Annotated in this window: 19 protein-coding genes and 4 tRNA genes; 6 read left to right on the top strand and 17 right to left on the bottom strand. The window is 71.8% G+C overall.

The annotated features are described in order from the left end of the window. Window positions 1–296: 296 nt before the first annotated feature. The 3 genes from IEZ20_RS10560 to IEZ20_RS10550 all read right to left on the bottom strand — a co-directional run bounded on the left by IEZ20_RS10560 (window position 297) and on the right by IEZ20_RS10550 (window position 2443). Window positions 297–1472, bottom strand: a complete 1176-nt coding sequence (locus IEZ20_RS10560) for a glutathione-independent formaldehyde dehydrogenase (protein ID WP_189296800.1) — start codon at window positions 1470–1472, stop codon at window positions 297–299. 602 nt (window positions 1473–2074) lie between these two features. Continuing rightward, window positions 2075–2147 (bottom strand) — tRNA-Arg (locus IEZ20_RS10555). 205 nt (window positions 2148–2352) lie between these two features. Continuing rightward, window positions 2353–2443, bottom strand: a tRNA-Ser gene (locus IEZ20_RS10550). Window positions 2444–2830: 387 nt separating this feature from the next. Between IEZ20_RS10550 and IEZ20_RS10545 the strand changes: the two genes are divergently transcribed. Together IEZ20_RS10545 and IEZ20_RS10540 are read left to right on the top strand one after the other, a co-directional pair. Then, window positions 2831–3301, top strand: coding sequence for an SSI family serine proteinase inhibitor (locus IEZ20_RS10545; protein WP_189296799.1), 471 nt, complete (start codon window positions 2831–2833; stop codon window positions 3299–3301). Window positions 3302–3650: 349 nt separating this feature from the next. After that, entirely contained in the window at window positions 3651–8417 is a 4767-nt protein-coding gene (locus IEZ20_RS10540) for a hybrid sensor histidine kinase/response regulator (protein WP_444545256.1), read from the top strand. A gap of 102 nt (window positions 8418–8519) precedes the next feature. Here the strand turns inward: IEZ20_RS10540 and IEZ20_RS10535 are convergent, their stop codons facing one another. Further along, window positions 8520–9104: a TetR/AcrR family transcriptional regulator gene (locus IEZ20_RS10535; protein ID WP_189296787.1), complete on the bottom strand. Its 585-nt coding sequence runs from the start codon at window positions 9102–9104 to the stop codon at window positions 8520–8522. A gap of 137 nt (window positions 9105–9241) precedes the next feature. On the opposite strand from IEZ20_RS10535, the gene IEZ20_RS10530 reads away from it, so the two are divergent. Beyond that, complete coding sequence (locus tag IEZ20_RS10530) at window positions 9242–10480, top strand: MFS transporter (protein WP_189296785.1); 1239 nt, start codon at window positions 9242–9244, stop codon at window positions 10478–10480. Here IEZ20_RS10530 and IEZ20_RS10525 read toward each other — a convergent pair. The 6 genes from IEZ20_RS10525 to IEZ20_RS10500 all read right to left on the bottom strand — a co-directional run bounded on the left by IEZ20_RS10525 (window position 10467) and on the right by IEZ20_RS10500 (window position 16127). Continuing rightward, window positions 10467–12122: a long-chain fatty acid--CoA ligase gene (locus IEZ20_RS10525; RefSeq protein WP_189296783.1), complete on the bottom strand. Its 1656-nt coding sequence runs from the start codon at window positions 12120–12122 to the stop codon at window positions 10467–10469. The two genes, IEZ20_RS10530 and IEZ20_RS10525, sit on opposite strands and share 14 nt — an antisense overlap. Window positions 12123–12329: 207 nt before the next feature. Beyond that, window positions 12330–12890 (bottom strand): SigE family RNA polymerase sigma factor, encoded by a 561-nt coding sequence (locus IEZ20_RS10520; RefSeq protein WP_189296781.1) that lies wholly within the window; start codon window positions 12888–12890, stop codon window positions 12330–12332. Between the two features lie 170 nt (window positions 12891–13060). Then, window positions 13061–14227: a lipid-transfer protein gene (locus IEZ20_RS10515; protein WP_189296779.1), complete on the bottom strand. Its 1167-nt coding sequence runs from the start codon at window positions 14225–14227 to the stop codon at window positions 13061–13063. Then, a complete protein-coding gene (locus tag IEZ20_RS10510) occupies window positions 14224–14616 on the bottom strand; it encodes a MaoC/PaaZ C-terminal domain-containing protein (RefSeq protein ID WP_189296777.1) in 393 nt (130 codons plus the stop codon). Before IEZ20_RS10510 ends, IEZ20_RS10515 begins: the two co-directional genes overlap by 4 nt. Next, the gene (locus IEZ20_RS10505) at window positions 14613–15524 is read right to left on the bottom strand and encodes a bifunctional MaoC family dehydratase N-terminal/OB-fold nucleic acid binding domain-containing protein (protein WP_229896004.1); all 912 of its coding nucleotides are present in this window, start codon (window positions 15522–15524) and stop codon (window positions 14613–14615) included. Before IEZ20_RS10505 ends, IEZ20_RS10510 begins: the two co-directional genes overlap by 4 nt. Window positions 15525–15815: 291 nt before the next feature. After that, on the bottom strand, window positions 15816–16127 hold the full coding sequence (locus IEZ20_RS10500) for a hypothetical protein (RefSeq protein ID WP_189296775.1): 312 nt from the start codon (window positions 16125–16127) through the stop codon (window positions 15816–15818). Window positions 16128–16496: 369 nt separating this feature from the next. Here IEZ20_RS10500 and IEZ20_RS10495 point away from each other — a divergent pair, with 369 nt between their 5' ends. Beyond that, window positions 16497–17381, top strand: a complete 885-nt coding sequence (locus IEZ20_RS10495) for a bifunctional DNA primase/polymerase (protein WP_189296773.1) — start codon at window positions 16497–16499, stop codon at window positions 17379–17381. A 59-nt stretch (window positions 17382–17440) separates the two neighbouring features. On the opposite strand, the gene IEZ20_RS10490 is transcribed toward IEZ20_RS10495, so the two are convergent. From IEZ20_RS10490 to IEZ20_RS10470, 5 genes are all read right to left on the bottom strand, one after another. Beyond that, complete coding sequence (locus IEZ20_RS10490; protein ID WP_189296771.1) at window positions 17441–18703, bottom strand: cell envelope integrity TolA family protein; 1263 nt, start codon at window positions 18701–18703, stop codon at window positions 17441–17443. Window positions 18704–18919: 216 nt separating this feature from the next. After that, a tRNA-Ser gene (locus IEZ20_RS10485) sits at window positions 18920–19004 on the bottom strand. Window positions 19005–19346: 342 nt separating this feature from the next. Beyond that, window positions 19347–20540, bottom strand: coding sequence for an HTTM domain-containing protein (locus tag IEZ20_RS10480; RefSeq protein ID WP_189296769.1), 1194 nt, complete (start codon window positions 20538–20540; stop codon window positions 19347–19349). Next, window positions 20530–21216 (bottom strand): DUF5819 family protein, encoded by a 687-nt coding sequence (locus IEZ20_RS10475; RefSeq protein ID WP_229896003.1) that lies wholly within the window; start codon window positions 21214–21216, stop codon window positions 20530–20532. The genes IEZ20_RS10480 and IEZ20_RS10475 overlap by 11 nt, the downstream gene beginning before the upstream one ends. Window positions 21217–21378: 162 nt before the next feature. Beyond that, entirely contained in the window at window positions 21379–22749 is a 1371-nt protein-coding gene (locus IEZ20_RS10470; protein ID WP_189296767.1) for an ice-binding family protein, read from the bottom strand. Between the two features lie 481 nt (window positions 22750–23230). Here IEZ20_RS10470 and IEZ20_RS10465 point away from each other — a divergent pair, with 481 nt between their 5' ends. Together IEZ20_RS10465 and IEZ20_RS40695 are read left to right on the top strand one after the other, a co-directional pair. Beyond that, the gene (locus IEZ20_RS10465; RefSeq protein ID WP_189296765.1) at window positions 23231–23695 is read left to right on the top strand and encodes a site-specific integrase; all 465 of its coding nucleotides are present in this window, start codon (window positions 23231–23233) and stop codon (window positions 23693–23695) included. A gap of 299 nt (window positions 23696–23994) precedes the next feature. Beyond that, the gene (locus IEZ20_RS40695; protein WP_189297044.1) at window positions 23995–24207 is read left to right on the top strand and encodes an STAS domain-containing protein; all 213 of its coding nucleotides are present in this window, start codon (window positions 23995–23997) and stop codon (window positions 24205–24207) included. 201 nt (window positions 24208–24408) lie between these two features. On the opposite strand, the gene IEZ20_RS10455 is transcribed toward IEZ20_RS40695, so the two are convergent. Both IEZ20_RS10455 and IEZ20_RS10450 read right to left on the bottom strand, forming a co-directional pair. Continuing rightward, window positions 24409–24499: transfer RNA gene (locus IEZ20_RS10455), tRNA-Ser, on the bottom strand. Window positions 24500–24567: 68 nt separating this feature from the next. Beyond that, a complete protein-coding gene (locus IEZ20_RS10450; RefSeq protein ID WP_189296763.1) occupies window positions 24568–25995 on the bottom strand; it encodes a S1C family serine protease in 1428 nt (475 codons plus the stop codon). Window positions 25996–26028 lie beyond the last annotated feature (33 nt).

Genomic DNA, 26028 nt, shown 5'->3' with positions numbered 1-26028 from the left:
CCACGTGCGGTGAGGTGAACGGAAGGCGGGCCGCTTGAGCGAGAAGGTGAACTCCAGCGAGAAGGTGAACGGCACAGAGCGGACAAAGGCGGAGTTTCCGCGTGGACCGCAACCAATCCTCGGCTTCCGTCGCCTACCGGCGTCGCAGTGGTGAGCCGGACACGGTTGACCGGCGCTGCCGGGTACGACAGGAGCGCAGCTGACAGGTGCGTCCGACCCCGGCCGGAGCCGGGGTCGGACGCCGCTCGTCGGCCGGCCCGGCCCTGGGGGGCAGGCGGGCGGCGGCCCTGTGCTCCCTACCGCTTGTGGCCGTTGCCGTGTCCGTCGGGGTGCAGGACGACCTTGGTCCAGCCCTCGTCACGGGCGTCGAAGTGCTCGTAGGCGGTGGGGGCCTCGTCCAGGCCGAGTTCGTGGGAGACGACGAAGCTCGGCTTGGCCTTCCCGCCGGCGATCAGGTCCCGCAGCGCCCGGTTGTACTTCTTCACCGGTGCCTGCCCGGTCCCCATCCGCTGGCCCTTGAACCACATCAGGCCGAAGTCGATCGGGACCTTGCCCTGGGCCTCCAGCTCGCCCTGGGCCTCCGCGCCGCCGGGGTCCTGGGGCAGGAAGACGCCCACCACGCCGATGTCACCGGTGAACCTGACCGAGTCGATCAGGCCGTTGAGCGTGAGGCTGGCGTCCTCGTGTCCCTGGGGGTCGTGTGCCTGGTAGCCGACGCATTCGCAGCCGTTGTCGGCACCCAGACCGAGGGTGGCCTCCTTGACGACCTCCGCCGGGTTCTGTTCGGCGGTGTTGATCGGGATGGCCCCGATCTCCTCCGCCTTGCGCAGCCGGTCGGGCTGGTGGTCGGCCGTCCAGACGCGGCCGGCCCCCTTGAGGAGGGCGGAGTAGGTCGCCATCAGCCCGACCGGACCGGCACCGAAGACGATGGTCTGGTCGCCCGGCTTGACGTGGGCCATCTCGGTGGCGTGATAGCCGGTGGGGAAGATGTCGGCGAGCATCACGTAGTCGGTCTGCCGCTCGGCGGCGTCCTCGCCCAGACGCAGCGCGTTGAAGTCGCCGTAGGGCACGCGCAGCAGCTCCGCCTGGCCGCCCTGGTAGGGGCCCATGTCGGCGAATCCGTAGGCGGCTCCGGCGAGGTCGGGTTCCGGCTGCATGGTCAGGCAGTAGTTGGTCAGCCCCCGCTCGCACTGCTTGCAGAAGCCGCAGGCGATGTTGAAGGGCAGCACCACGTACTCGCCCACCTGGACCTTGCGGACGGCCGGGCCGACCTCCACGACCTGGCCCAGGTTCTCGTGTCCCAGGGTGCGGCCGGACTCGAACGAGGTACGGCCCTCGTACATGTGCAGGTCCGAACCACAGATGTTGGTCGTGGTGATCTTGACGATGATGTCGCAGGGGTGCTCGATCTTCGCGTCCGGCACGTTCTTCACGGTGACCGATCGCGGTCCTTCGTATACCGCTGCCTTCATGATGACTTCTCTCGGTGTCGCGGCATGACCGCGGCACGGCGATGACGAGACGGCGCAAAGAGCCTGGCTCTCGGAAACCGCTGTGACGGGGCCCGTGGCTCCGGCACGCCTCTGCGGGCCGCTCACCCGGATCAGGCGGAACGGTGGTTCCGCCGCCGGCCTGCGTCGGCGGCGCTTCGGCACTCCGGCGGCGTGCGGTGCGGGTCCCCTCCGACATTCGACGCGAAACGACCCTTCACCGATCGATCAGCGGATTTTTCGCACTCGGACGGCCACCGTCCGAGGCACGTCTCCGGCTCAGGTCACCAGCTGGTCATCGTGGTCGTCCGCCGGCATGCGGCGACGCTCCTGTCCGCGCTCGGAACAGCGGCTGCCCGGGTCGCCTCGCCACCTCGACGTCGAACCGCCGCCTCGCCCGCCGCCGGACGGCGGACATGGACAGACCTGTTCCTCCGCCGGAGAGGCCCCGGCGTGCGGGGCCGCAAGTCGTGAGCGCAGGAGGGAAGTTGTCTGCCTGTGCGGTGTACGAGCGGTGGGTAGGTCACTGGTGACGCCCCCGAAACGCAAGAGGCCCCGGATTTCTCCGGGGCCTCTTGTCCGTGTGCACTCGGCAGGATTCGAACCTGCAACCTTCTGATCCGTAGTCAGATGCTCTATCCGTTAAGCTACGAGTGCTTGTTCTTTTGTTTCGCCCCCGCTCCCGGTCCTTTCGGCCCGCTCGCGGCGACAGGAAGAACATTACATGACTGCCGCCGTCATGTGAAATCCGATCCGTACACCCCTTGTGACCTGCGAAAACGTCCAGAGCACTCGGTCAGGGCACCCGAAGCCGGGGAACGCCGAAGCCCCGGTCCTGGGGACCGGGGCTTCGGGATCGGGGCGGAGGCGGAGGGATTTGAACCCTCGATGGGCTTTAAGGCCCAAACCGCATTAGCAGTGCGGCGCCATAGACCGGACTAGGCGACGCCTCCAGCACAACCGCTCACGCGAGCGCGCGAGTGGTGCGTGCAGATGATGACACAGTCGAGCACCGCGTCACCAATCGCCCCCCACGGTACTAGGCACTCGCCCCGCAGGGCAAAGGGCTTCGCCCGGCGGGGCGAGAGGGGCAAGAGGGGCGAGAGGGGCGGCAGGGTCGCGAGGGGAGAGGGCAGGAGGAGCAGGAGAGGGGCAGGCGGGCGGCCGGGGAACGCCAGGGGAGCAGGGAGGCAGCGGGCGGGAGCCGGAGGGGACCGGCGGGAGCCGGAGGGGTCCGGCGGAGACCGGCGGGAGCCGGCGCGAAGGACGAGGGACGGCCGAGGGAGGGCCGAGGGAGGGGTTGGGCGCAACGTCTCCGCCGGATCCGCGTTGGACCGGGCATGGTCTCTGTGCTGCCGGGCGCCGGACGGCGCCTTCTGCTGGCGTCCCTGTGCGCCGTCGCGTCCCTCGCCCCGCTCACCGCCGTACCCGCCGCCGCTGCGGGCGCCCTGCCGCCGCCCGTGCGGCCCGAGGACCAGGGGGATCACCTCACCGTCGTGGTCCGGCACGCCGGTGCGGGGCGGGACGGGACGTACCGGGTGTCCTGCCACCCCAGCGCCGGCCGGCATCCGGACGCCGCCGGGGCCTGCCGGGCGCTCGACGCGCAGACGCGCTGGGGGCGGGACCCCTTCGCGCCGGTGCCCCCCGGCAGCACCTGCACCATGCTCTACGGCGGCCCGGCCACCGCCCGGGTCACCGGGACCTGGGCCGGACGCCCGGTCGACGCGTCGTACGACCGGGGGAACGGCTGCGAGATCGGGCGGTGGGACCGGATGGTGCCGCTGCTGCCGGATATGGGGGCGTCCGCGTAGGGAGCCGCGCGAGACGGTCAGGTGAGGGAACCTGGCGGGGCGATCGGGCGGGGCGATCGGGCGAGGGAATCGCGCCCGGGCGGACGCATTGGTTCCGTAAAGGTCCGGGGGAGGTCTCGGGGAGCCGGAGCATGCGGTCATGCGTTCGCCGTCACTTCGTCGTGGGACCTCCCCCTCATCCGGCGCCGCGAGCGCAACCCATGCCCTTAGACTCCCTCGCGTGACACGTCGCGGGCCGGTTGGCAAGATGGCCCGAGCGGTCGGCAAGGTGCGGTAACAGGGAGGAAGGCGTCTCGTGAGCAGCAGGCCATCCCGAGGCGCTGCTCGCCTCGCAGCCATACTCGACGCGCTGCCGGACGCGTTGGTCCTGGTCAACGCCAACGGAACCGTCGTCAACGCCAACACCATCGCGCTGGAGGCCTTCGAGGCGCCTGGTACGGCTCTCGTGGGGCGCGGGCTGCTCGATCTGCTGCCCGAGTTCGACTCCCGGCTGATCCCCGGGTCCATGCGGCGGCCCGATCACATGGACCCCACGGGACGGACCAAGCCGACCCGGATGGTCGCCCGGCGGACCGACGGGAGCGAGTTCCCGGTCGAGGTCACCAGCGCGAACCTGGAGAACGGCCAGCAGGCCTACGACGGTTACGGCTACACCGGCGACGAGCTGCTGATGATCGTCGTCCGGGACCTGTCCGGGACCGTCGACACCGAGGCGGAGCTGGCCCGCTCGCAGCGGCAGACCGAGATGATCCTGCGGGCGGCCGCGGAAGGTGTCGTGGGCACCGACACCGACGGGCGGATCGTCCTCGTCAATCCGGCCGCCGCCCAGATACTGGGGTACCGGGCCGGTGAGCTGGGCGGCAAGGAGCTGCACACGCTGGTGCTGCACTCCCGCGCCGACGGCTCGCCCTTCCCGTACGAGGAGTCGCCGCTCGCCGACACCCTGCGCTCCGGGCGCAAGCACCGGGTGCGCGGGCAGGTGCTGTGGTCCAAGGGCGACCAGCAGGTGCCGGTGGATCTGACCACGGCGCCGGTGCGCGACGGGGACCAGCTCGTCGGCGCCGTGATGACCTTCACCGACCGGCGGCCGTACGACGCCCTGGTCGAGGAGAAGGCCGCGCTGGAGAAGGCGCACGCCGAGGAGCTGGAACGGCTCTCCGAGGAGCACGCCTCCGACCTGACCGCGCTGCGCCAGCAGCACGTCACCGAGGTCGAGGAGCTGCGCGAGAAGCACGCGGAGGAGCTGGCGGCCGGCGAGGAGCGGTACGCCGCGCTCGGCGAGCGGGAGAAGGACCGCTACGAGGCCCTCGCCGGGCGGCACGAGCAGCTGCTGACGCTGCTCGGCGAGTCGCTGCGCGGGCCGCTGGACGAGCTGCGCCGCGAGCTGTCCGCGCTCGCCGCCGACGACGCGGGGCAGCTGTGGCCCGAGGCCAACCAGGTGCTCCACCACCTCTCGGCCGGCTACTCCCGCATCACGACCCTCATCGACAACGTCCTGGGCTACCAGCGGCTGGACGCGGGCAGCGAGGACATCACCCGTACGAAGGTGATGCTGGACGCCGTCGTCGCCGCCGGTGTGGACGGGGCCGTCGAGCTGATCGGGCCGGGGCGGGTGCAGTTCGCCGTCCACGCGCCGCCCATCGAGGCCGAGGTCGACCCGCAGCGGCTCGCCACCGCGCTCGCGCATCTCGTGGCGGACGTCGCCGGGGTCGACGCCACCGGCAACACGCCCGTCTCGGCGGGCGGTTACCTGGACAACACCGTCGTCGTGGCCGCGGCGCAGCGCGGTGAGGTCGCGCGCATCGAGGTGCGCGGGCCGTACTCCGGCGGCGACCCGGTGCACGAGCCGATCGTGCGCGGGATCGTGCGCGCCCACGGCGGTGTGCTGCAGACGCACGAGGTGCCGGGCATGAGCGGCAGCGCGTACGTCCTCGAAGTGCCGCTCGGCGGCGGGGCGGGCGCGGTCGCCGGTGCCCCGGCCGGCGCCGCCGTGCAGGTCGCCGACACCGGTGAGGCCGCGGGGGACGACTCCGGTACGGCCGCGGGGCAGGGTGGCGGTCGGCGGCGGGGCCGGCGGGCCTCTACGGACGCCTTCCTGGAGAGTGACGTGGCCGGCGCGGCTGACGCCGGTGAGGCGGAGGCCCCCGTACCGACCGGGCGGCGCCGACGGCGTGCCGCCGCGCCCGTCGAGGCGGGTGCCGCGGCCGAGGCCGAGGGCGCGGAGGCCGGGTCCGGCGGGACCGGACGGCGCCGCGGCCGGCCCGCCGACAACGCCGGTGCCGGTGCGGAGACGGCCGAGGGCGAGGGTGTGGCCGAGGGTGCCGTGGTGACCTCGGCCGAGCAGGGCGTGGGGGCCGCCGCCTCGAACACCGGGCTCGGTGGCACCGTGCCGCCGCAGGGCGTGCCCACGCCGACCGGCCGGCGTGCCCGCCGCGCCGCCGACGCCCCGCAGGCCGCACTGCCGCCGGCACTCCCGGCAGCGGGTGCGCAGGCCGTTCCGGGCGCGCAGGCCGTTCCGGGCGCGCAGGCCGTTCCGGGCGCGCAGGCCGTTCCGGGCGAGGGTGCCTCGGTGGTTCCCCCGCAGGCCGGCGAGGCGTCCTCGGCCGAGGGCGCGCAGCCGACCGGACGGCGTCGTCGGGCGCTGGCCGCCGCGGCCGAGCGGGCCGCGGCCCAGGAGGCGGGCGGTGCGCGTACGGTCTTCGCCCTGCCGCCGGCCGAGGCCGACCGGTCCCCGGACCCCGCGGCCCCCGCGGCCCCCGCGGCCCCCGCCATGGGTGCGGCCGTGCCGGTGGCGCCGGGTGCGAGCGCGCCCGTGGCGCCGGACGCCGGGGGCCCGGTGGCTCCCATGGCTCCCGTGGCTCCCGGCGCCGGAAACCCGGTCGTTGCCGACGGCTCACCGCAGGCCGGTACGGCCCCGGTGCCCGGTCAGGGGCAGGCGCCCGCTCAGATGCCCGGCCAGGTGCAGGCACCCGGTCAGATGCCCGGCCAGGTGCAGGTGCCCGCTCAGATGCCCGTGTCCGTGGCGGCCGTCCCGGGTGACGAGGGCCGGCACGACGCCGTACCGCTCGACCAGGCCGAGGACCACACCCCGCCGCAGCCGCATCCCACCAGTGCCCCGACCGGCCGCCGGCGCCGGGCCGTGGCCCAGCCGGTGGCACCGGGCACCGCGCCCGCGCACCCTGCGCCGCAGCCCCTTCCGGCACCGGCCGCGCCCGGCCAGGCCCCGCAGGCCACGGCCGTACCCCCGGTTCCCGGCCCGGCGCCGCACGGTGTCGCGGCGCCGGGTGCGGCCGGGCAGGGCGTCCCCGTCCGGGCCGCCGGTCCCGTACCACCGGTGGGACAGCCGGCCGCCCCGGGCCGGCCGACGGTTCCCGGTGCCCAGCCCGGCGCCGCGGACCAGCAGGCGGCGGTGGCCCACCCCGCGGTTCCCGCCCAGACCGCACCCGCGCAGACCACGCCGGCGCCCGCTCCGGCCGCACCCGCCGCCCAGGCCGCACCCGCGCAGGCCCCGCACGCCACGCCCCCGCACGGCACGGTGGCGCAGCCCGCGCCCACCCCACCGGCCCAGCAGCCGCCGGCCGCATCCGCCCAGGCACCGCAGCCGCCGGCCGTACCCGCCCAGGCGCCCCAGCCCCCGGCCGCCGTCCAGCCGGGCACCCCGCCCGCCGGTACCGCCGTGCCGCCCCCCGGTGCGCTTCCGTTGCCGGCCGAGGCCGGGGCCGGGCAGGTGCCTCCCGCCGGCGGCCAGGCGGCCGGTGCCCCGCAGCAGTGGCCCGGTGCCGGTGAGGCCGCCGGTGCCGCGGCCACCCCGGCTCCGGCGGCCGGTACTCCCACGCCCGGCAGCTCTCCCCGGGCCGCGATGCCGTTGCCCGCGGAGGCCGCGGGCGGTGTGCCGGTCGACCCGGACTCGACGCAGGGGCGGGCGATCAGCGTCCGTACGCTCGGGCAGGGCGTGCCGTTCGCGCGGCAGGCCGCCCAGGTGCAGCAGCCGACGGCGACTCCGCCGCCGCACGCGCCGGGCGGTTCCGGCCGGCGGCGCAAGCTGGGCACGCCCCCCGACCCGGCCACCCGCCCGGAACCGCGGCCGGACCAGGCGGCCCGGCCGCACCCGCAGGCCGAACCGGCACCCGGACAGCCGTCACTGCCCGGACAGCCGTCGCCGGCCGCACAGCCGTCCGTCGCACAGACCACCCCCGTGCCCGGCGCGGCGGCCGTGCCGCAGCCCTCGCTCGGCGGGCAGTCCCGGCCGGCCGCCGGTACCGAGGGGGCCGGGCGGTCGTACGCCATAGGCGCCCCGGAGCCCGACGCCGCCGAGGGGCCGGAGCCGCTCGACGGTCCCGGTGGGGCCGTGGAGGTGGCGGACACGCCGCTTCCGCAGCCGATGGACGACGAGCTGCCCCCGGAGCCGCTGGACAACCCGCGCCGGCTGCTGGTGTGGCCCGCGCCGGACGTGACGACGCAGCAGGCGCTCAGCGACCGTGGCTACCGGCCGGTGATCGTGCACTCGCGCGAGGAGGTCGACGCGCAGATCGCGGCCTTCCCCGCCGCGCTGTTCGTGGACCCGCTGACCGGGCCGATCACGCGGACGGCGCTGCAGTCGCTGCGCCAGGCCGCGGTGGCCGCCGAGGTGCCGGTGCTGGTCACGGCCGGGCTGGGGCAGGCGACGCGCGAGGCGGCGTACGGCGCCGACCCCGCCGTACTGCTGAAGGCGCTGGCGCCGCGGGACAGCGAGCAGCACCCGCCGCGGGTGCTGCTCATCGAGGAGCACGCGGAGATCGCGCTGGCGCTGACCGCGACGCTGGAGCGGCGCGGGATGCAGGTGGCGCGGGCCGCGAACGACAACGACGCGGTGACGCTGGCGGGGCAGTTCCGGCCGAACCTGGTGGTGATGGACCTGATGCAGGTGCACCGCCGGCGGGCCGGGATCGTGGACTGGCTGCGCGCGAACGGGCAGCTCAACCGCACGCCGCTGGTCGTCTACACGGCCGCCGTCGACCAGGCCGACCTGCCGCGGCTGGCCTCGGGCGAGACGGTGCTGTTCCTCGCCGAGCGGTCCACCAGCGGTGAGGTGCAGAGCAGGATCGTGGACCTGCTGGCCCGGATCGGCACGAACTAGGAGGGGCTTCTCCCCCGGATCGGGCCGGCCGCGGGCGGCGGTGCCCGACGGCCGGCCCCGGCGAGATCCGGAAGAGCCCCGGCCGGAGCCGGAAGAGAGGCCCTAGCGGGCGACCAGCCTGCGCGCCGCCTCCTTCACCGAGGCGCGCAGGCGGTCGCGGTCGGCGGGCTCCGCGCCCACCAGTATGCGCTTCATCTGCGGGACGACCGACGCCCAGTTGGCCACGGCGATCAGCAGGAACAGCAGGTCGCGGGCCGGGAGGGCGTCGGTGACCACACCGCGGTCCTGGCCGTCCTGGAGGGTCGCGACCTTCCGGCGGTAGTGCTCCTGGCGTTCGGCCTCGTCGGGCAGCTCGGTGGTGGCGCCGTACTCCAGGCCCTCCCAGAAGAGCAGGCGCACCACCTCCGGGTGGGCCTCGTGGTAGTCCATGAGGCGGTCGATCCAGCCCTCGATGTCGTCCGGGTCGACGGGGACCGCGGCGGCCAGGTCGAGCATGGCCTTGGCGAGGACCTTGCCGAACAGCTCCGCCTTGTTGCCGAAGTAGGCGTAGATCAGCTGCTTGTTGGCCTTGGCCGAGGCGGCGATGCGGTCGATGCGGGCGCCCGCGATGCCGTGCCGGGCGAACTCGGCGACCGCCGCGTCGAAGATGCGGGCCTTGGTGGCCTCGGGGTCCCTCACTGCTGCCATGGGAACAGCGTAGGCCGCGCTCCGGGTGGTAACCAACTATTTGGTTGATGAGGAATGCCGGCGCGGTGCAGGCTGTTCCCCAAATTGCAACCAACCAGTTAGTTGTGTGAGTCGGCTCTAAGGAGTACCTCCCGCTCATGCCGTCAGCCACCCGCACCCCCCAGACGCCCGCGGTCCGGTCCGCCGCCCGCGCGCGGTCCGCCTCCGGCTCCCTGTTCCTCCTGCTCATAGCCGTCTGCACCGCCGTCACGGCCGCCAACATCTATCTCGCGGCCCCGCTGCTGCCCCTGATCGCCCACGACTTCGGCACCATCCCCGCGGCCGTCGCCTGGATCGCCTCGGTCGCCCAGCTCGGCTACGCGGCCGGCCTGCTCTTCTTCGCCCCGCTCGGCGACCGCGTCGACCGCCGCCGGCTCGTCGGCTGGCTCTCCGTGGCCACCACGGCGGCGCTGCTCGTCGCGGCCGTCGCCCCGGGCACCGCGGCCCTCGCCGCCGCCGTGTTCGTCGCCGCCGCGGCCACCGTCGTACCGCAGCTGCTCGTGCCGCTGGTCGCCGCGCGCGCCCCGGCCGACCGGCGCGCCCGGCATGTCGCGGCCGTCATCGCCGGGCTGTTCACGGGCATCGTCGCGGCCCGGGTCGTCGGCGGTCTCGCCGGGCAGGCCTTCGGCTGGCGCTGGGTGTTCGCCGGGTCCGCGGTGCTGACCCTCGCCCTGGGGCTGGCCACCGCGCTGGCCCTGCCGGCCGAGCGGCGGGAGCGGCGGGGCGGGCTGTTCTCCGGCATCGCCGAGCTGCCGGGGCTGCTGCGCCGCTCGCCCGACCTGTGGCGGGCGTGCGTGCGGCAGGCGGGGATGTTCGGCGCGTGGAGCGCCCTGTGGACCTCCCTGGCGCTGCTGCTGACCGGGCCGGGCTACGGCCTGTCCACCGCGACCGCCGGCCTCTTCGGCCTCTTCGGGCTGACCGCCAGCGCGGTGGCGCCGCTGGCGGGCGGACTGGTGGACCGGTTCGGCGCGGCGAAGGTCGTCGGCGCCGCGTATGTGCTGGCCGCCGTCGCCGTACCGCTGTTCTGGCTCGGCGGGCAGGTGCTGCCGGCGCTGTTCGCCGCCGCGGTCGCGATCCACGCGGCCCTGGTCGCCTCCCACGTCGCCAACCAGACCCTGGCGCTGACCACGACGTCCGCCCCGGCCACCGCCAACACGGCCTACGTCGTCTCCGGCTTCGCCGGCGGCGCCCTCGCCTCGGCCGTCGCCGGCCCCGCCTTCGGCCACTGGGGCTGGGGCGGGGTGTGCGCGGTGGCGGGGGTGTGGCTGGTGCTGGGGTGGACGACGACGGTGCGGGGCGGACGGCGGTGCCGGCGGGGGGCCGTCAGAGGCGGGTGACGTCCAGCCGGCCCTCCGCGTACTCCCGGCGCAGCACCTTCTTGTCGAACTTGCCCACGCTGGTCTTCGGGACCGACTCGATGACCGTCCACCGCTCGGGCAGCTGCCACTTGGCGATGCGGCCCTCCTCGGCGAGGAAGGTACGCAGGGTCTCGAAGTCGGCGGTGGCGCCGGGCCGCAGCACGACCGTGGCCAGCGGGCGCTCCCCCCACTTCTCGTCCGGTACGGCGACCACGGCGGCCTCGGCGACGTCCGGGTGGGACATCAGCGCGTTCTCCAGCTCGACCGAGGAGATCCACTCGCCGCCGGACTTGATGACGTCCTTGGCGCGGTCGGTGAGGGTGAGGAAGCCCTCGGGGGAGATGGTGCCGACGTCACCGGTCCGCAGCCAGCCGTCCGCGCTGAACTTGTCCGCGGGGCGCAGCGGTTCGGCGTCCGGGCCGTTGTAGTAGGCGCCCGCGATCCACGGGCCGCGCACCTCCAGTTCACCCGCCGACTCGCCGTCCCAGGGCAGGTGCTCCCCGTCGGGTCCGGTGAGCCGGGCCTCGACGGAGGCGGGGAAGCGGCCCTGGGTGACGCGGTAGGAGAACTCCTCGTCGGTGCCGACGGCGTGGGCCGGCGGGCGGGCCACCGTGCCCAGCGGGGAGGTCTCCGTCATGCCCCAGGCGTGACAGACCCGCATGCCCAGCTCGTCGAAGGCCGCCATCAGCGAGGGCGGGCAGGCCGCGCCGCCGATGGTGACCTGGGTGAGGGAGGAGACGTCACGCGGCCGCGCCCGGAGTTCGCCGAGCAGGCCCTGCCAGATGGTCGGGACGGCCGCGGCGTGGGTGGGCCGCTCGCGCTCGATCATCTCGGCGAGCGGGGCCGGCTGGAGGAAGCGGTCCGGCATCAGCATGTTGACGCCGGTCATGAAGGTGGCGTGCGGCAGCCCCCAGGCGTTGACGTGGAACTGCGGTACGACGACGAGCGAGGTGTCCTGGTCGGTCAGGCCCATGGACTGGGTCATGTTGACCTGCATCGAGTGCAGGTAGACGGAACGGTGGCTGTACACCACGCCCTTGGGGTCGCCGGTGGTGCCGGAGGTGTAGCACATGGCGGCGGCCTGGCGTTCGTCCAGCTCGGGCCAGTCGTAGTGGGTGGGCCGGCCCGCGATCAGCTCCTCGTACTCGTGCACCCGGGCGCCGGCGCCCGCCAGCGGTGCGCGGTCGCCGGGTCCGGAGACGACGATGTGCTCGACCGTCGGCAGCTGCGGCAGCAGCGGCGCGAGCAGCGGGACGAGGGAGCCGTCGACGATGACGACCTTGTCGGCCGCGTGGCCCACGATCCACACCAGCTGCTCGGCGGGCAGCCGCAGGTTCAGCGTGTGCAGGACGGCGCCCATGGAGGGGATCGCGAAGTACGCCTCGACGTGCTCGGCGTTGTTCCACATGAGGGTGGCCACCCGGTCGTCGCCGCTCACTCCCAGCTCGTCCCGCAGGGCGTGCGCCAGCTGGGCGGCGCGGGTCCCGATCTCGACGAAGCTGCGCCGGTGCGGTTCGGGCTCCCCCGTCCAGGTGGTCACCTGCGACGAGCCGTGGACCGTCGACCCGTGGGTCAGGATCCTGGAGATCAGCAGCGGTACGTCCTGCATGGTGGCCAGCACGGCGTCCTCCCGGGCGACATTGCCTTCGCGGTGGTCCTACGGGGGGGTAGGGGTGCGCTGATTCTGCGCACATACCACGCGGTATGTCACTAGGGGGTACGTCACTGAGGTGACGGGAACCCTGGCCGGAGCCCTGCCGGCGCCTGCCGGAGCCCTCGCCGAGCCCTGCCGGAGCCCTCGCCGAACCGTGGCCGGCCGGAGCCCCGGCTAGCGGGCCGGCACCAGCTCGGGGTCCTCGCGCAGCTTGCCCAGCGCGCGCGACACGGCCGACTTCACCGTGCCCACGGACACGCCGAGCACCTCGGCGGTCTGGGCCTCGCTGAGGTCCTCGTAGTACCGCAGGACGACCATCGCCCGCTGGCGCGCCGGCAGCCGCAGGACCGCCCGCCACATCGCGTCGTGCAGCGCCTGCCGCTCGGCCGGGTCGTCGTGGCCGGGCGCGGGCTCCGGCTCGGGCAGTTCGTCGCAGGCGAACTCGTCCACTCTGCGCTTGCGCCACTGCGAGGTCCGGGTGTTCAGCAGCGCCCGGCGCACATAGCCGTCGAGCGCGCCCTGGTCCTCGATGCGCTCCCAGGCCACGTAGGTCTTGGCGAGCGCGGTCTGCAGCAGGTCCTCGGCATCGCTGGGGTTCGCGGTCAGGGAGCGGGCGGTGCGCAGCAGGACCTGCTGGCGGGCCCGCACGTAGGACGCGAACGAGGGGTAGTGGGTGCGGGTCTGCCGCGCGGGTGCGGCGGCGGCCGAGGCGCTGGTGCAGACGGGTGTGGTCATGGCTCCACGCTAGGAGCGGGACCCACCGCCCGGGATCGGCCGCAGGTCCCGAAGCGGAGTCCCCCTCAGGTTGTAGGGGTGGGGCTGGCTGCACCTCCTGAAGGTGGAGCACGGGCTCGTCCCGTCTGGGGGTACGACCCTGAGGGGCACGGGGGGCGGCCCCGGGGAGGTCAGCCGTCCGCCGTCAGGACCAGGCCGGACGTCGGCACGCCGGTGCCGGCCGTCACCAGGGTGCGGGACGCGCCCGGGACCTGGTTCACGGCCGTGCCCCGCAACTGGCGGACCGCCTCGGCGATGCCGTTCATGCCGTGCAGGTACGCCTCCCCGAGCTGGCCCCCGTGGGTGTTCAGCGGCAGCCTCCGCTCGGCCACGAAGTCCGCCGCCTCGCCCCTGCCGCAGAACCCGAACTCCTCCAGCTGCATCAGCACGAACGGGGTGAAGTGGTCGTAGAGGATCCCCACGTCGATGCCGTCCGGGCCGAGACCGCAGGTGCGCCACAGCTGGCGGGCCACCGCGCCCATCTCCGGCAGGCCGGTCAGATCGTCCCGGTGGAAGCCGGTCATCTGCTCCTGGGCCCGGCCCGCGCCCTGGGCCGCCGCCGCGATCACGGCGGGCGGGTGCGGCAGGTCCCGGGCCCGCTCCACGGAGGTGACGACGACCGCCTGTCCGCCGTCGGTCTCCTGGCAGCAGTCCAGCAGCCGCAGCGGCTCGGCGATCCAGCGGGACGCGGCATGGTCGGCGAGGGTGATCGGGCGGCCGTGGAAGTACGCGGCCGGGTTGGTCGCCGCGTACGCCCGGTCCACCACGGCCACGTGCCCGAAGGCCTCCGGCGTCAGGCCGTGGGCGTGCAGATAGCGCCGGGCCGCCATCGCCACCCAGGAGGCCGGGGTGAGCAGCCCGAACGGGAGCACCCAGCCGAGCGCCGCGCCCTCCGCCGACGGCTCCCGGTGTTGCACCCCCGCGCCGAACCGGCGGCCCGACCGCTCGTTGAACGCCCGGTAGCAGACGACCACCTCGGCCACGCCCGTCGCCACCGCGAGCGCCGCCTGCTGGACGGTGGCACAGGCCGCCCCGCCGCCGTAGTGCACCCGGGAGAAGAAGGACAGCTCGCCCATTCCGCAGGCCTGGGCCACGGTGATCTCCGGGCTGGTGTCCATGGTGAAGGTGACCAGCCCGTCCACGTCGGCCGGTGTGAGCCCCGCGTCGTCGAGCGCGGCCCGTACCGCCTCCACCGCGAGGCGCAGCTCGCTGCGGCCGGAGTCCTTGGAGAACTCGGTGGCCCCGATGCCGGCGATCGCCGCGCGCCCGCCGAGGGTGTCGCGGCGGCGCAGGCTCATCGGCCGGCCTCCGGGACCGTGACCGTCACCGTGCCCGTCACATGGGTGCCGAGGCCGTTGGCCCCGACGACCCGGACCACGGCCGTGTCGCCGTGGACCTCCTCGACGCTGCCGGTCAGCACCATGGTGTCCCCCGGGTGGTTGGGCGCCCCCAGCCTGATGGCGACCTTGCGGAGCACCGCCATCGGGCCGAAGTGATCGGTGACGTACCGGCCGACCAGGCCGTTCGTGGTCAGGATGTTCATGAAGACGTCCGGCGCGCCCTTCTGCCGGGCCAGCTCCGGATCGTGGTGCACGTCCTGGTAGTCGCGGGAGGCGATGGCGCCCGCCACGATCAGGGTGCGGGTCACCGGGACCTCCAGCGGCGCCAGCCGGTCCCCGGCCCTCATCGCTGCACCACCCGGAACACCGGCAGCGTCAGCTCCTCGTCGTACGCCCGGAACTCCAGCCGCACCGGCAGCCCGATGCGCACCCTGTCGTACGGCACCCCCACCACGTTGCTCACCATCCGCACGCCCTCGGCGAGTTCGATCAGGCCCACCGCGTACGGGGGGTCGAAGGCGGGGAACGGCGGGTGGTGCAGCACGACGTACGAGTGGACCGTGCCCTCGCCGCTCGCCTCCACCGTGTCCCACTCGAGGCTTCCGCAGGCGTTGCAGCCCGGCAGCCACGGGTGGCGCAGGGTGCCGCAGTCCGTGCAGCGCTGGATGAGCAGCCGGTGTCCGGCCACGCCCTGCCAGAAGCCCGCGTTGTCCCGGTTGACCACCGGGCGGGGGCGGCGCGCCCGGGGCGCCCGGGCGGCGGGGGCGTACTTGAGGATGCGGAAGCGGTGGATGCCGGCCGGCTCGCCGTCCACCCGGACCTCCGTCCGGGTCGTGACGAAGTAGCCCGTGCCGAGCTTCGTCGTCTTGCGGCCGGAGACCTCCTCGATGACCGTGTCGAACACGATCTCGTCGCCCGGCCGCAGGGGCCGCAGGTACTCCTGCTCGCAGTCGGTCGCCACCACCGCGGTGCAGCCCGCCGCGTCCAGCAGGCCGAGGAGTTCGTCGTACGCCCCGGTGCGGCCCTGGTGGCCGCTGAGGCCGCCCATCGTCCAGACCTGGAGCATGGTGGGCGGGGCGATGGCGTCCGGGCCGGTGTAGGCGGGGTGGGTGTCGCCCAGCGCCTCGCACCAGTGCCGGATCATCGGCGCGTTCACCGGGTCCTTCCCGGCCCCGGAGACGGCCGCCGGCCGCCCCTCGTACTCCTTGAGCCGCGCGCCCAGTTCGTCGCGCGTCCGCTCCTCGCGCACCGCCACCCCCTGACCTCGGGAACGGTATCTGACTGTCCGTCAGATCACCGGGAGTGTCAAGGTCACCGCCGGGCCCCGCGCTCTCCGGACCACGCGTTCCCGAAACCGCACGCGTCCCGGACGGCTCACCTTCCGGACCGCACGCGTCCCGGACGGCCCGCCTTCCGGTCCGGGGCCGGTCCGCCCCCGTCCGGGGGAACGCCGACGCGGCGGCGCCGAGGCACCGCCGCGCAGACGTGTTGCGACCTTGAAGCACACCCCGCGAGCACCCTCGTCACGAGGGCCCTCGCCGTGGGATCACCACAGGTTGACGAAGTCGACGTGGACGTTGTTGTTGCCCTGCTGGACGGCCGTGAACGCGGAGCCGTCGACCTGCGCGGTGTTGCTCTGGTTCGAGGCTCCGGAGCCGACCGCGTTCTGGTTCGTGGTGGACGAGTTGCCGGTGTTGTCGCCGACGACCCCGCTGCCGAGGACGGACGCCACGCCCGCGTTCGATCCGTCGTCCGCGATGGCGCCGTTGTCCGCCGACGCGACACCGGCGAAGAGGGCGGCTGCGAGCGGGAGAGCGGAGACGGCGGCGAGAACGCGAGCGGTACGGATACGTGCCATGTGTTCCTCCAGAACCAAGCACTCAGCGACCCGAGGGCCGGGAGTTCGTGAACCGTGGGTGGTGTCAGGGCAGTTGGCCGACCGCCTTGACAGTCGTGGACGACGTCGCGCCACCAGAGTTGCCCACCGAATCCCCGACGAACCCCCTCGGAAGCACCGATTAGCACGCAAGCGTGATGACAAGTCGCCAAACCCCTGTCGCCCCCTTTGGTCACTTCGGCACCGGAGACGCCCGGACACACGCACCCGCCTCGCCAAGCGACACAAGGGAGGAATCGTTTCGGCGCCGTTCCGGCCATTCCCGCCCGCACCGGCGCGTCACACCGGGCCACCCTTCCCTTTTTCGAACGTACGTACGAACATGGATCCATGGCCACCACCGACCGGCAGGCCAGGACGCTGGCCCTCGCACATGCCCTGTCAGCCGCCGAACGCGGTCTGGCCGTCATCCCCCTGTCCCGGACGAAGCTCCCGGCCCTGCGCTCCCCGCACCGCGCCGGCCCGGACCCGGGCCCGGGGCCGGCCGGACGCCCCTGCCACGGCGAGTGCGGACGCTTCGGCCACGGTGTGTACGACGCCTCCACCGATCCGGTCCGCATCCGCGAACTCTTCGCCGCGGCGCCCTGGGCCACCGGCTACGGCATCGCCTGCGGGCTCCCCCCGTACCACCTGATCGGCGTCGACCTGGACACCAAGTCCGGCACGGACTCCTCGGCCGCCCTGCGCGAGCTGGCCCTGCGCCACCTGTTCACGATCCCGGAGACGGTCGTCGTCCTCACCCCGAGCGGAGGACGGCACCTGTGGCTGGCCGGCCCGCCGGACACCGTCGTACCGAACTCGGCCGGCCGGCTCGCCCCCGGCATCGACATCCGGGGCGCCGGCGGCTATCTCGTGGGCCCCGGCTCCCGTACCGACCACGGCGTCTACACCGCCGCGCCCGGCACCGCCCACCTGGCCCCGGCCCCCTGCCCGCCGTCCCTGCTCCGCCTGCTGCTCCCCCCGCCCCGCGCGCCGCATCCCGCCCATCCGCCGACGGGCGGCCACGGGCAGGGGCTCGTCCAGTTCGTCCTCGCCGCGCACGAGGGGCAGCGCAACACCCGCCTGTTCTGGGCGGCTTGCCGGGCCTACGAGAACGGCATCGGGCCCGCCCTCGTCGCCCCGCTCGTGGCCGCGGCCCGCGACACGGGGCTGACCGAACGCGAGGCCCGCGCCACCATCGCGTCGGCGGCACGGCTGACGGGGAACCGGCCGTGAGCATGCCCGTGGGGTGAAGGCCGGGAAGACCTTCACCCCACGGGGAACCACGTGGCGGATCACTCGCCGGCGGCGCCGGCCCCGGTGTCGCCGGCCCCGGCGTCCGCAGCCGGCTGGTCGGCGGGCTGGCCGGCGTTCTGGTCGGCCGGCGCGTCGGCAGGGGCGTCGGCAGGGGCGTCGGCAGGCTGGTCAGCGTTCTGGTCCGCCGGCTGGTCGGCATTCTGGTCGGCCGGCGCGTCGGCGGGCTGGTCAGCGTTCTGATCGGCCGGCTGGTCCGCAGGCTGGTCAGCGTTCTGGTCAGCGGGCGCGTCGGCGTTCTGGTCGGCCGGCGCGTCGGCGTTCTGGTCGGCGGGCTGGTCAGCGTTCTGATCGGCCGGCGCGTCGGCGGGCTGGTCAGCCGGCTGGTCGGCCTTGTCCTGGGCCGGGTCCTGCTGATCCTGCTTCTGCTGGTCCTCCTGCTTCTGCTGCTCGTCCTGCTTCTGCTGCTCGTCGTCCTTCTTCTGCTGGTCCTCCTGCTTCTTCTGCTCGTCCTGCTGCTTCTTCTGCTCGTCCTGCTGCTTCTGCTCGTCGGCCTTCTTCTGCTCGTCCTCCTGCTGCTTCTGCTCGTCGGCCTTCTTCTGCTCGTCGTCCTCCTGCTGCTTCTGCTCGTCGGCCTTCTTCTGCTCGTCCTCCTGCTGCTTCTGCTCGTCGGCCTTCTTCTGCTCGTCGTCGTGCTGCTTCTGCTGGTCGTCCTTCTTCTGCTGGTCGTCCTTCTTCTGCTGGTCGTCCTCCTGCTTCTTCTGCTCGTCGGCCTTCTTCTGCTGCTCCTCCTGCTTCTTCTGCTCCTCTTCCTTCTTCTTCTGGTCCGCCAGCTTCTCGATTCCCTTCTCGTCCTTGAACTGGTTGCCGTTGTTGATGTTGATGCCGCCGTTGATGATTCCGTTGTTGGTGATGTTGTTGGTCTGGTTGTTCGTGATGTTGACGGTCTGGAAGAAGTTGATGTTGTTCAGGCTCGGGGCGAGGAAGCGCGGCTTGTCGTCCTTCTCCACGAAGAAGGCCTTGTGCTGCTTGTCCCAGAAGAACTGCTGGTTCTGGTACCAGCAGGAGTACCTGGAGTCCCTGGAGTGCTTCTTGTGCCACTTCTTGTCCGTGCAAAGGTTCTTGTGGTGGCTTCCCTTGCCCGGCACGGAGGCGACCACCGCGGAATCCGGCATCGGGGCCGCGAGTGCCGCGCCGGCCGGGATCACGACGCCGCCGACGATGGCGGCCGAAGCGGTGATCGTCGCCAGGGCCAGAGCACGGTTGCCGCGGACTCGGTTCTGCTTGCGGATGTTGCGGATCATGGCTCTCCTCATGAAGTGAACGACGCTTTTCACGCCCCGGTGCCTCGTGTTCGTGGGGGGTATCCGGTGAGGCCCGCACTTCAAGTAGGCCGGAATCCGGCAACAGGGTCACGCTCCGAGGATTCGGGACTTGACGGAGCGGAAAGCGACGGTTATTGGGAGAGCGCAGCACAACGGCCCCTGACCGTCTTTCCTGGTCAGGGGCCGTTGATCACGCGGTGGGTGTGGGATTTGAACCCACGGTGGCTCGCGCCACGACGGTTTTCAAGACCGTTCCCTTAGGCCGCTCGGGCAACCCACCTCGGCCCCGTCCCACCTGGGGCGGAGCGGGTACAGACTACCGGCCCCGGGCCTCGCGCGGGGTCCGTGGTCCACACGGGGTCCACTGGCCCTGCTTTCCGCCCGAAGACCTGCGCCTTCTGATCCGTAGGATCGGGCAAGGTGCCGATCGAACGGCTGGGCCCCTGACCTCGATCGCCCAGGTTAGCCATCATGTGCGTCTGTGTGCCGTCGTTGCCGTCAGGTCTGCCGTCAAATCTTGACTAGCCTCATGTCCGCGCCCGTCCCAGCCTGAGCAAACTGGCCCCTGCCGTCGAAAGGCCCCACTGCTCGGCGTGGGGCCTTTCGACCTTGTCCGGCTCGGTTACGACTCAACTGCTCTTCGGGGCATCTGGGGGGACGCTGGCTCGGTGGCGAGCGTGGTGTCCTTCCGCCCTGCAGGGAGTGTGACTCGATTCTTCGAGCCGAGTGCGCCGGGCCTGCCCTGCGCAGGTACGGTTCTGGCTGTCGCTCGTCCGAGTGCCGGATGCCAGCTGTCCGTCTGCCGCATCGCGCGTCTGCAGAGGTGAGGCAGGAAGGTGTAGAAGCGGTCGGGAAGGAACGCGGCGTCCGCAACGATCATCGCGCCGGAGAACAGAGGCAGCCCCATAAGCACGGCGATGCCGATGTGCATGCCCAGCAGCATGGCGAGAACGGGGTACTTGAGCCTGCCGAAGAGGACGAACGGGAAGGCCACCTGCAAGAGCACGGTCATGTAGCCGGCGATGGCGACCGCAAGCGTGTGCTCGTCCACGAAGTGGGAGAGCGCGGGCCAGGGCCGGAAGAGTTCGAGGTTGAGGACGTAGTGGAGTGCGGTGCCGCTGCTCCAGGAAGGTCCCTGGACCTTGTACAGGCCGGCTGATCCGTAGAGGAAGCAGACCTGTGTCGCGATGAGGAGCATGCCGCAGTTGTGCACCACCGTGATCAAGGCGGTTCGGGCGTCGCGGAGTTGCAGCGTGAAGGGACTCCTCGCCGATTCCGGCGCGGTCCCCGCGCGAATCGTCTTCAGCCTGTTCCTGCGCGCGTCCAGCGACCAGCGCCGACCGCAGGCCGTGAGGACCAGGTAGAAGGCCATCAGCAGGATCAGGTTGTCGCCCCCGTCCGTCATGAAGATCGCCCGGGCATGGAACGAGGTCACCATGACGGCGAACAGGACGGACAGGACGCGGGTCCGCCAGCCCAGCATGAACAGCGCGGACGTGACCAGGGCCAGTGCGTAGCAGAGCTCGAAGTAGGTGCGGCCGTCGGACAGGGTCAGGATGCTGAACCAGCCCGTCTGCTCGAAGAGCTGGCGCGCCAAGGCGGGCGTCCACGGGGAATCGGGACCCCAGATCTCGGCACGGTGCGGGAACTCGCGCAGCAGAAAGAGCAGGTAGAGCAGTCCGTAGCCGATCCGCAGCACCGACGCGGCGTACAGGGACACCGGGCGGCCGGTCAGGAGGTCCCACACGGCGGTGATCCGGTCGGCGAGCCACCGATCGGCGCCTGTGTACGCGGTCCTCTGCGTTTCATTTTCCATGGCGGGTCACCTTCCACCAGGGCAGGAGCCGGTTCTCGGCCGGCATCGGCGGGCGATTGCCGGCGAGGGGGCCGGACGCGATGGGCATGGTGACGACGCGGAGCTGAATGAAGTCGAAGGTGCCGCTGTTGTGGGCGGCGACGCGGTCCGCAGCAATGTTGGTCAGGTACTTCTGCATCATCAGGGCGCGTTCCGTGCGCGCCTTGTCGTCTCCTCCGTGCGTGTCGACGTAGCTGGACCAGGCACGGCGCAGCATGTTCTGAGCCGTGTGGCTCGGGAATGGCTGATGCTCGACTGCGGAACCATCCACGGCGGTCAAGTCGAACCAGGGACCTACACGGACCGATCCGTCGGAGCCGGTGTGTGCGGTTCTCGCCAGAATCTGCCGATTGACGGACTCGGGGTCCGGGGCGAAGAGCCGCCAGTTCTGTTCGAAGAAGGGGTACACCCATGCATTGATCAGCGGGCTGTATCGTTTGGAGACGGTGTTGGCCGGTGCCACATGAAAGAACACGAGGATCACGTGGACGACGCTCGCCGCCAGGCATAGGACCACGGTGGCGCGCAGTCCGGATTTCAGGGCCCGGGCACCCCTCGGCGACTTATGCGGCGCGGCCGTGGCGTCAGGACGTTCGTGCGTGGCCGGACCGGAGTCGGACTGCTCGATTTCCTCCACGTCCGCTGAGTCAATTCCGCTCGACACCGCCTACCTGTCTTTCTTTGTCAGCTGCTCGCACCTGGCTTTTTCGCTGAACGCCACCGGACAGCGCGCGGCGGAATCGATGAGAATTCCGCCGCGCGTCGTCATGCGGTGAGTGGACTGACCGCTGTGGGCTGTCTAGTCCTCGTAGCCCGTGGAGTGGTCGTCGCCCTCGTAGCCCTTGGGCGTCTCGTCGTAGCCGTAGTTCTCGTCAGGCTGCTTGGCGTGGTCGTCCTTGGCGTGGTCGTACTTGCCGTGGTCGTACTTGCCGTGGTCGTACTTGCCGTGGTCGTACTTGCCGTGGTCGTACTTGCCGTGGTCGTACTTGCCGTGGTCGGGCCTGCCCCCGTGGTCGGGCCTTCCAGGCTTGACACCGTGGTTCGGGCCGCCTGGCGCGTGGTCGTGTCCGCCGCCATTACCGCCGGAGGTGTTCCCGGCCGTGTTGCCCATGGTGGCCCCGGAGGTGGTGTTCCCGGCGGTGTTGCCCGCGGTGTTCCCGGCGGTGTTGCCTTCGGTGTTCCCAGAAGTGGTGCCGGCGACGTTGCCCGAAGTGGCACCGGGCGAGAGGATCGGCCCGCCCAGGACGCCACCCGTGACGAGGCCGCCGCTGAGCAGCCCGCCGGTCGTGGCGCCTGCGATCGTTCCTGTCGTGGTGCCTGTGGTCGTTCCCGTCGTGGTGCCTGTGGTCGTTCCCGTCGTGGTGCCTGTGGTCGTTCCCGTCGTGGTGCCTGTGGTCGTTCCCGTCGTCGTTCCACCAGTGGTGGAGGTAGCGCACCCGCCGAGGAAGATCCTGTTGTTGTCGAGCGTCACGGAGCCGTTACGGGCCAGCGCCCGCCCCTCGATGTCCGCCCCTGTCGTCACGCTGATCGAGGTCAGAGCCATGATGGTGCCCACGAATGTGGAGTTGGTGCCGAGCGTGGCCGAACTCCCGATCTGCCAGAAGACGTTGCACGCCGAAGCCCCATTGGTGAGGAGCACTCGGCTGGAGGACGCAGTCGTCAGAGCTTCAGGAATCTGGAACACCCAGACGGCGTTCGGGTTCCCCGCGGCGTCCAGGATCAGGTCACCGGTGAGCCCGACACCGGAGACAGCGGTATGGACGCCCGGAAGCAGCGTCTGGCCGTTGCCAATTGCCGACGCGAGTGCGAAGTCCGTGGCCTGGCCGGCCGCATTGTTGTACGCCGTGACCAGGTCGGACTTGGCCTGAAGCGCGACAGCGTCCGCAGCGTGCACGGCGCCGAGTACCTGGCCGGGCGGGAACCCGGTGATGGACGGATTCGGGTGCGTACCCAGGTCGTGACTGATCAGCGAGGGGCCGGTATTGGTGACTCCCTGACCCGCCAGAACGGAGAAACTTGCGGCCGTGGCCAGAGGCACCTGCGTAGCGATGGCCAGCGCCTGCGTCGGCGTCAGAGCGACCATCACGACGGCAACCGTCGCGGCAAGGACCGAGGCCAGAACGCCGGACAGAGAACGACGGCGAGCCGCCGGAGGGTTCTTCAGCTTCATCGATAGGCCATTTCCTGTGGGGCCGTGGCGTACCGGGCTACCGATAACCCGGGAAGCCTTGCTGCTACTTCCGCGGCATATTACGCAGAAATATCTTTGAACCGACCCAGGCAGGACAGGGAGAAATTCCCACTCATTCGAACGGCGCACGGCGCCAGGGAATTAATTTGATTCAGAAATCTGACTATCTCAAGATATTCAAAGGGTAGAGACCTCAGCAAGGTGATGCCCGAGCCAGGCGCCGCCCAGTCGGGTTCGTCGGTCGGGCGGTTGGGTGCGGTTTTCGTGATTGAGTCGGTTCGGGCAAGGAAGGCACTGATCGACGCGGTTGGAGAGCAGGGCGAACGCGGGCGCCACCTGCAAGCGTTCTTCGGCTGCCTCTACTACGCGGCCAACCGCCCCGGTGAGGCGGCCGGCCTCCGCGAAGACGACCTCACCCTCCCCGAAGAAGGCTGGGGGGGAAGTGCTCCTGTCCACGAGCATGCCCCGCGTCGGCTCCGGCTGGACCGACACGGGCGAGTCATTCGACACGCGCGGCCTGAAGAAGCGGGCCCGCAAGGCGACCCGGCCGGTACCGATTCCCCCCGTCCTCGTTCGCCTGATCCGCGAGCACATCAAGGAATTCGGTACCGCCGAAGATGGCCGGCTGTTCCGCGCGGCCCAGGGCGGCCACCTGCTGTCCAAGGAGTACGGGGAGGTATGGAAGGCAGCTCGACTCGCCGTGCTGACCGAGACCGAAGCAGCCTCACCCTTGGCTGACGTGCCGTACTCCCTGCGCCACGCAGGCGTCTCGCTCTGGCTTGAGTCCGGCGTCTCCCCGGCAGAAGTCGCACGCCGAGCGGGCCACAGCATCGCTGTCCTGTTCCGCTTCTACGCCAAGGCCATCCACCGCAACCAGCAGCGCGCAAACGAGCAGATCGAGCGCGCTTTGGAAACAGACGACTGACCTCACAGCGTCTCTCACAGTCCCGCTCACCCGCGTCTAGGGTGAGCGGGACTCTGCATTCCCGCTCATGCCGTGATTGAAGAGCGGATCTCGGGGAAGTCGCCCTGCGGGCGTTGGGACCACAGCGCCCACCTGAGCCTGCCTGAGAAACGGTGAACCGTTGTGACCGGTACTCCCTCGATCGAGAGGACTTTGCTGGGTGGCTGTCTCGTGGGCAGGGTCAGCGGCGAGATGGACTACCTGACCAGGACCGACTTCCTGGCACTCTTTGAGGCCCTGGTCGACACGCGCCCCCGTCCCTGGTTCTCGATCTTTCAGGCGTGACCTTCTGCGACTCAGCAGGGCTCGGTGCCCTCCTGGCCGCGCAACGGCTTGCAAAGGCCAGAGACACGGTCCTGGCCCTGGCGTGTGCGCCTCCGACGCTGCGTAGAATCCTCGAACTCACGGGCGCGGACCAAGTCCTTACCCTCTACGGCACCGTTGATGATGCTGTGACGGCCTTTGGTGCATGATCGTGGGCCTCGTGGACCGGGGCCCTCTCTGCCTCAGTAGCAGGCCCCTGAGCTGCGCTTTCCTCCCCGCTCTTGGTCCACGCCTGGTCCACACACGCTGATCCACAACGCGACAGGACCGGATCAAGGTGAGACAGGCCCCATGCAGAAGGGGCGCCCCCATCAAGGGACACCCCTTCTGACCAGCACGTCTCTGACCTGCGGAGGCGGTGGGATTCGAACCCACGGTGACGCTCTCACGTCACTACGGTTTTCAAGACCGTTCCCTTAGGCCGCTCGGGCAACCCACCTCGCTCCGCCCGCCCGGGACGGAGCGGGTACAGCGTACCGGGCTCCCTCGCGTGTGCGGGGCGGGGCGGGTCAGTTGTCGCCCTGGCGCGACCCCAGCGTGAGGTCCACCGTGTGCTCCTGGCCGCCCCGCTTGTAAGTGATCGTCACCTTGTCACCCGGCTTGTGCGTCCAGATCTCGCCGATCAGGGTCGGACCGCTGTCGATCACGTGGTCGTCGAGCTTGGTGATGACGTCGCCGGGCTTGAGACCGGCCTTGTCGGCGGGGCCGCCCGCCTCGACCGCGGCGGCGCCGCCCGTGCCCTGGTCGGTGATCTGGGCGCCGTCGGTGGACTCCTCCAGGGAGACGGAGGCGCCGATCTTGGCGTACACCGGCTTGCCGGTCTTGATCAGCTGCTGGGCGACGTACTTGGCCTGGTTGATCGGGATGGCGAAACCCAGGCCGATCGAGCCGGACTGGCCGGTGCCAAAGCCGCCGCTTCCGCTGGACTGGATCGCGGAGTTGATGCCGATGACCGCACCGGAGGCGTCCAGCAGCGGGCCGCCGGAGTTGCCCGGGTTGATGGACGCGTCGGTCTGCAGCGCGCTCATGTACGACGCCTTGCTGGTGGAGCTGCCGTCGCTGGAGGCCACCGGGCGGTTCTTGGCGCTGATGATGCCCGTGGTCACCGTATTGGAGAGCCCGAAGGGGGCGCCGATGGCGATGGTCTCGTCGCCGACGGCCACCTTGTCGGAGTCGCCGAGGGCGAGCGGCTTGAGGTCGGAGGGGGCGTTCTTGAGCTTGATGACCGCGACGTCGTAGCCCTGCGCGTGGCCGACGATCTCGGCGTTGTACTTCTTGCCGTCCGGGAACGTGGCCGTGAGCTTGCCGCCGTCCACGGCGTCGGCCACCACGTGGTTGTTGGTGACGATGTGGCCCTGGGTGTCGAAGACGAACCCGGTGCCCGTGCCGCCCTCGCCGTTGTTGCTCTCCGCCTCGATGGTCACCGTGCTGGGCAGCGCCCTGGCGGCCACGCCCGCGATCGTCCCCGGCGCACGCTTGACCTGCGTGGCGCTGTCCGCCGCGGAGACGGTGGTGGAGCCGCGGTCGTCCCGGTCCTTGGCCAGGGTGTAGCCGAGGCCGCCGCCCAGGCCGCCCGCGACCAGCGCGGCCACCAGGACGGCCGCCACCAGTCCGCCGCGTCCGCTGCGCGGCTTGGGAGCGGGCTGCTGGTACGAGGCGCCCCATCCGGTGCCCGGGCCGCCGGTGCCGCCGTCGCCGTAGGCCGGGGTGGCCGGCGGGGGCGGCGGCCAGGAGCCGTCGGGGGCCGGGCCGGGCTGGTGCGCCGCACCGTGGTCCGTCGAGGCCGTCGGGGCCGTCGGGGGCACGGGCGGAAGCGGAGCCGTCGGCGCGTTCCCCCCGGATGCGGGGCCCGGCGGGGAGACGGCGGGAGAGGCCATCGGCACGGGAGGTGCGGACGGCGCCGGGGGTACCGCGTTGCCCTCGTTCTCGGTGCTCACAGGTCTTCTCCTCGGTCCACGCCTGTTGTCGTC

It is taken from the genome of Streptomyces cinerochromogenes (assembly GCF_014648635.1).
Lineage (GTDB): Bacteria > Actinomycetota > Actinomycetes > Streptomycetales > Streptomycetaceae > Streptomyces > Streptomyces cinerochromogenes.
Note: the sequence above shows the minus strand (reverse complement) of the source record. Positions and strands in the feature narration are given on the sequence as shown.

Bases quoted from the DNA above. Each gene is read 5' to 3' on its own strand.
- IEZ20_RS10470 (WP_189296767.1), bottom strand. From the start codon at position 22,749: ATGAAGCTGAAGAACCCTCCGGCGGCTCGCCGTCGTTCTCTGTCCGGC.
- IEZ20_RS10490 (WP_189296771.1), bottom strand. From the start codon at position 18,703: ATGATCCGCAACATCCGCAAGCAGAACCGAGTCCGCGGCAACCGTGCT.
- IEZ20_RS10480 (WP_189296769.1), bottom strand. From the start codon at position 20,540: ATGGAAAATGAAACGCAGAGGACCGCGTACACAGGCGCCGATCGGTGG.
- IEZ20_RS10535 (WP_189296787.1), bottom strand. From the start codon at position 9,104: ATGGCAGCAGTGAGGGACCCCGAGGCCACCAAGGCCCGCATCTTCGAC.
- IEZ20_RS10495 (WP_189296773.1), top strand. From the start codon at position 16,497: ATGGCCACCACCGACCGGCAGGCCAGGACGCTGGCCCTCGCACATGCC.
- IEZ20_RS10560 (WP_189296800.1), bottom strand. From the start codon at position 1,472: ATGAAGGCAGCGGTATACGAAGGACCGCGATCGGTCACCGTGAAGAAC.
- IEZ20_RS10500 (WP_189296775.1), bottom strand. From the start codon at position 16,127: ATGGCACGTATCCGTACCGCTCGCGTTCTCGCCGCCGTCTCCGCTCTC.
- IEZ20_RS10465 (WP_189296765.1), top strand. From the start codon at position 23,231: ATGCCCCGCGTCGGCTCCGGCTGGACCGACACGGGCGAGTCATTCGAC.
- IEZ20_RS10545 (WP_189296799.1), top strand. From the start codon at position 2,831: ATGGTCTCTGTGCTGCCGGGCGCCGGACGGCGCCTTCTGCTGGCGTCC.
- IEZ20_RS10520 (WP_189296781.1), bottom strand. From the start codon at position 12,890: ATGACCACACCCGTCTGCACCAGCGCCTCGGCCGCCGCCGCACCCGCG.
- IEZ20_RS10510 (WP_189296777.1), bottom strand. From the start codon at position 14,616: ATGAGGGCCGGGGACCGGCTGGCGCCGCTGGAGGTCCCGGTGACCCGC.
- IEZ20_RS10530 (WP_189296785.1), top strand. From the start codon at position 9,242: ATGCCGTCAGCCACCCGCACCCCCCAGACGCCCGCGGTCCGGTCCGCC.
- IEZ20_RS10515 (WP_189296779.1), bottom strand. From the start codon at position 14,227: ATGAGCCTGCGCCGCCGCGACACCCTCGGCGGGCGCGCGGCGATCGCC.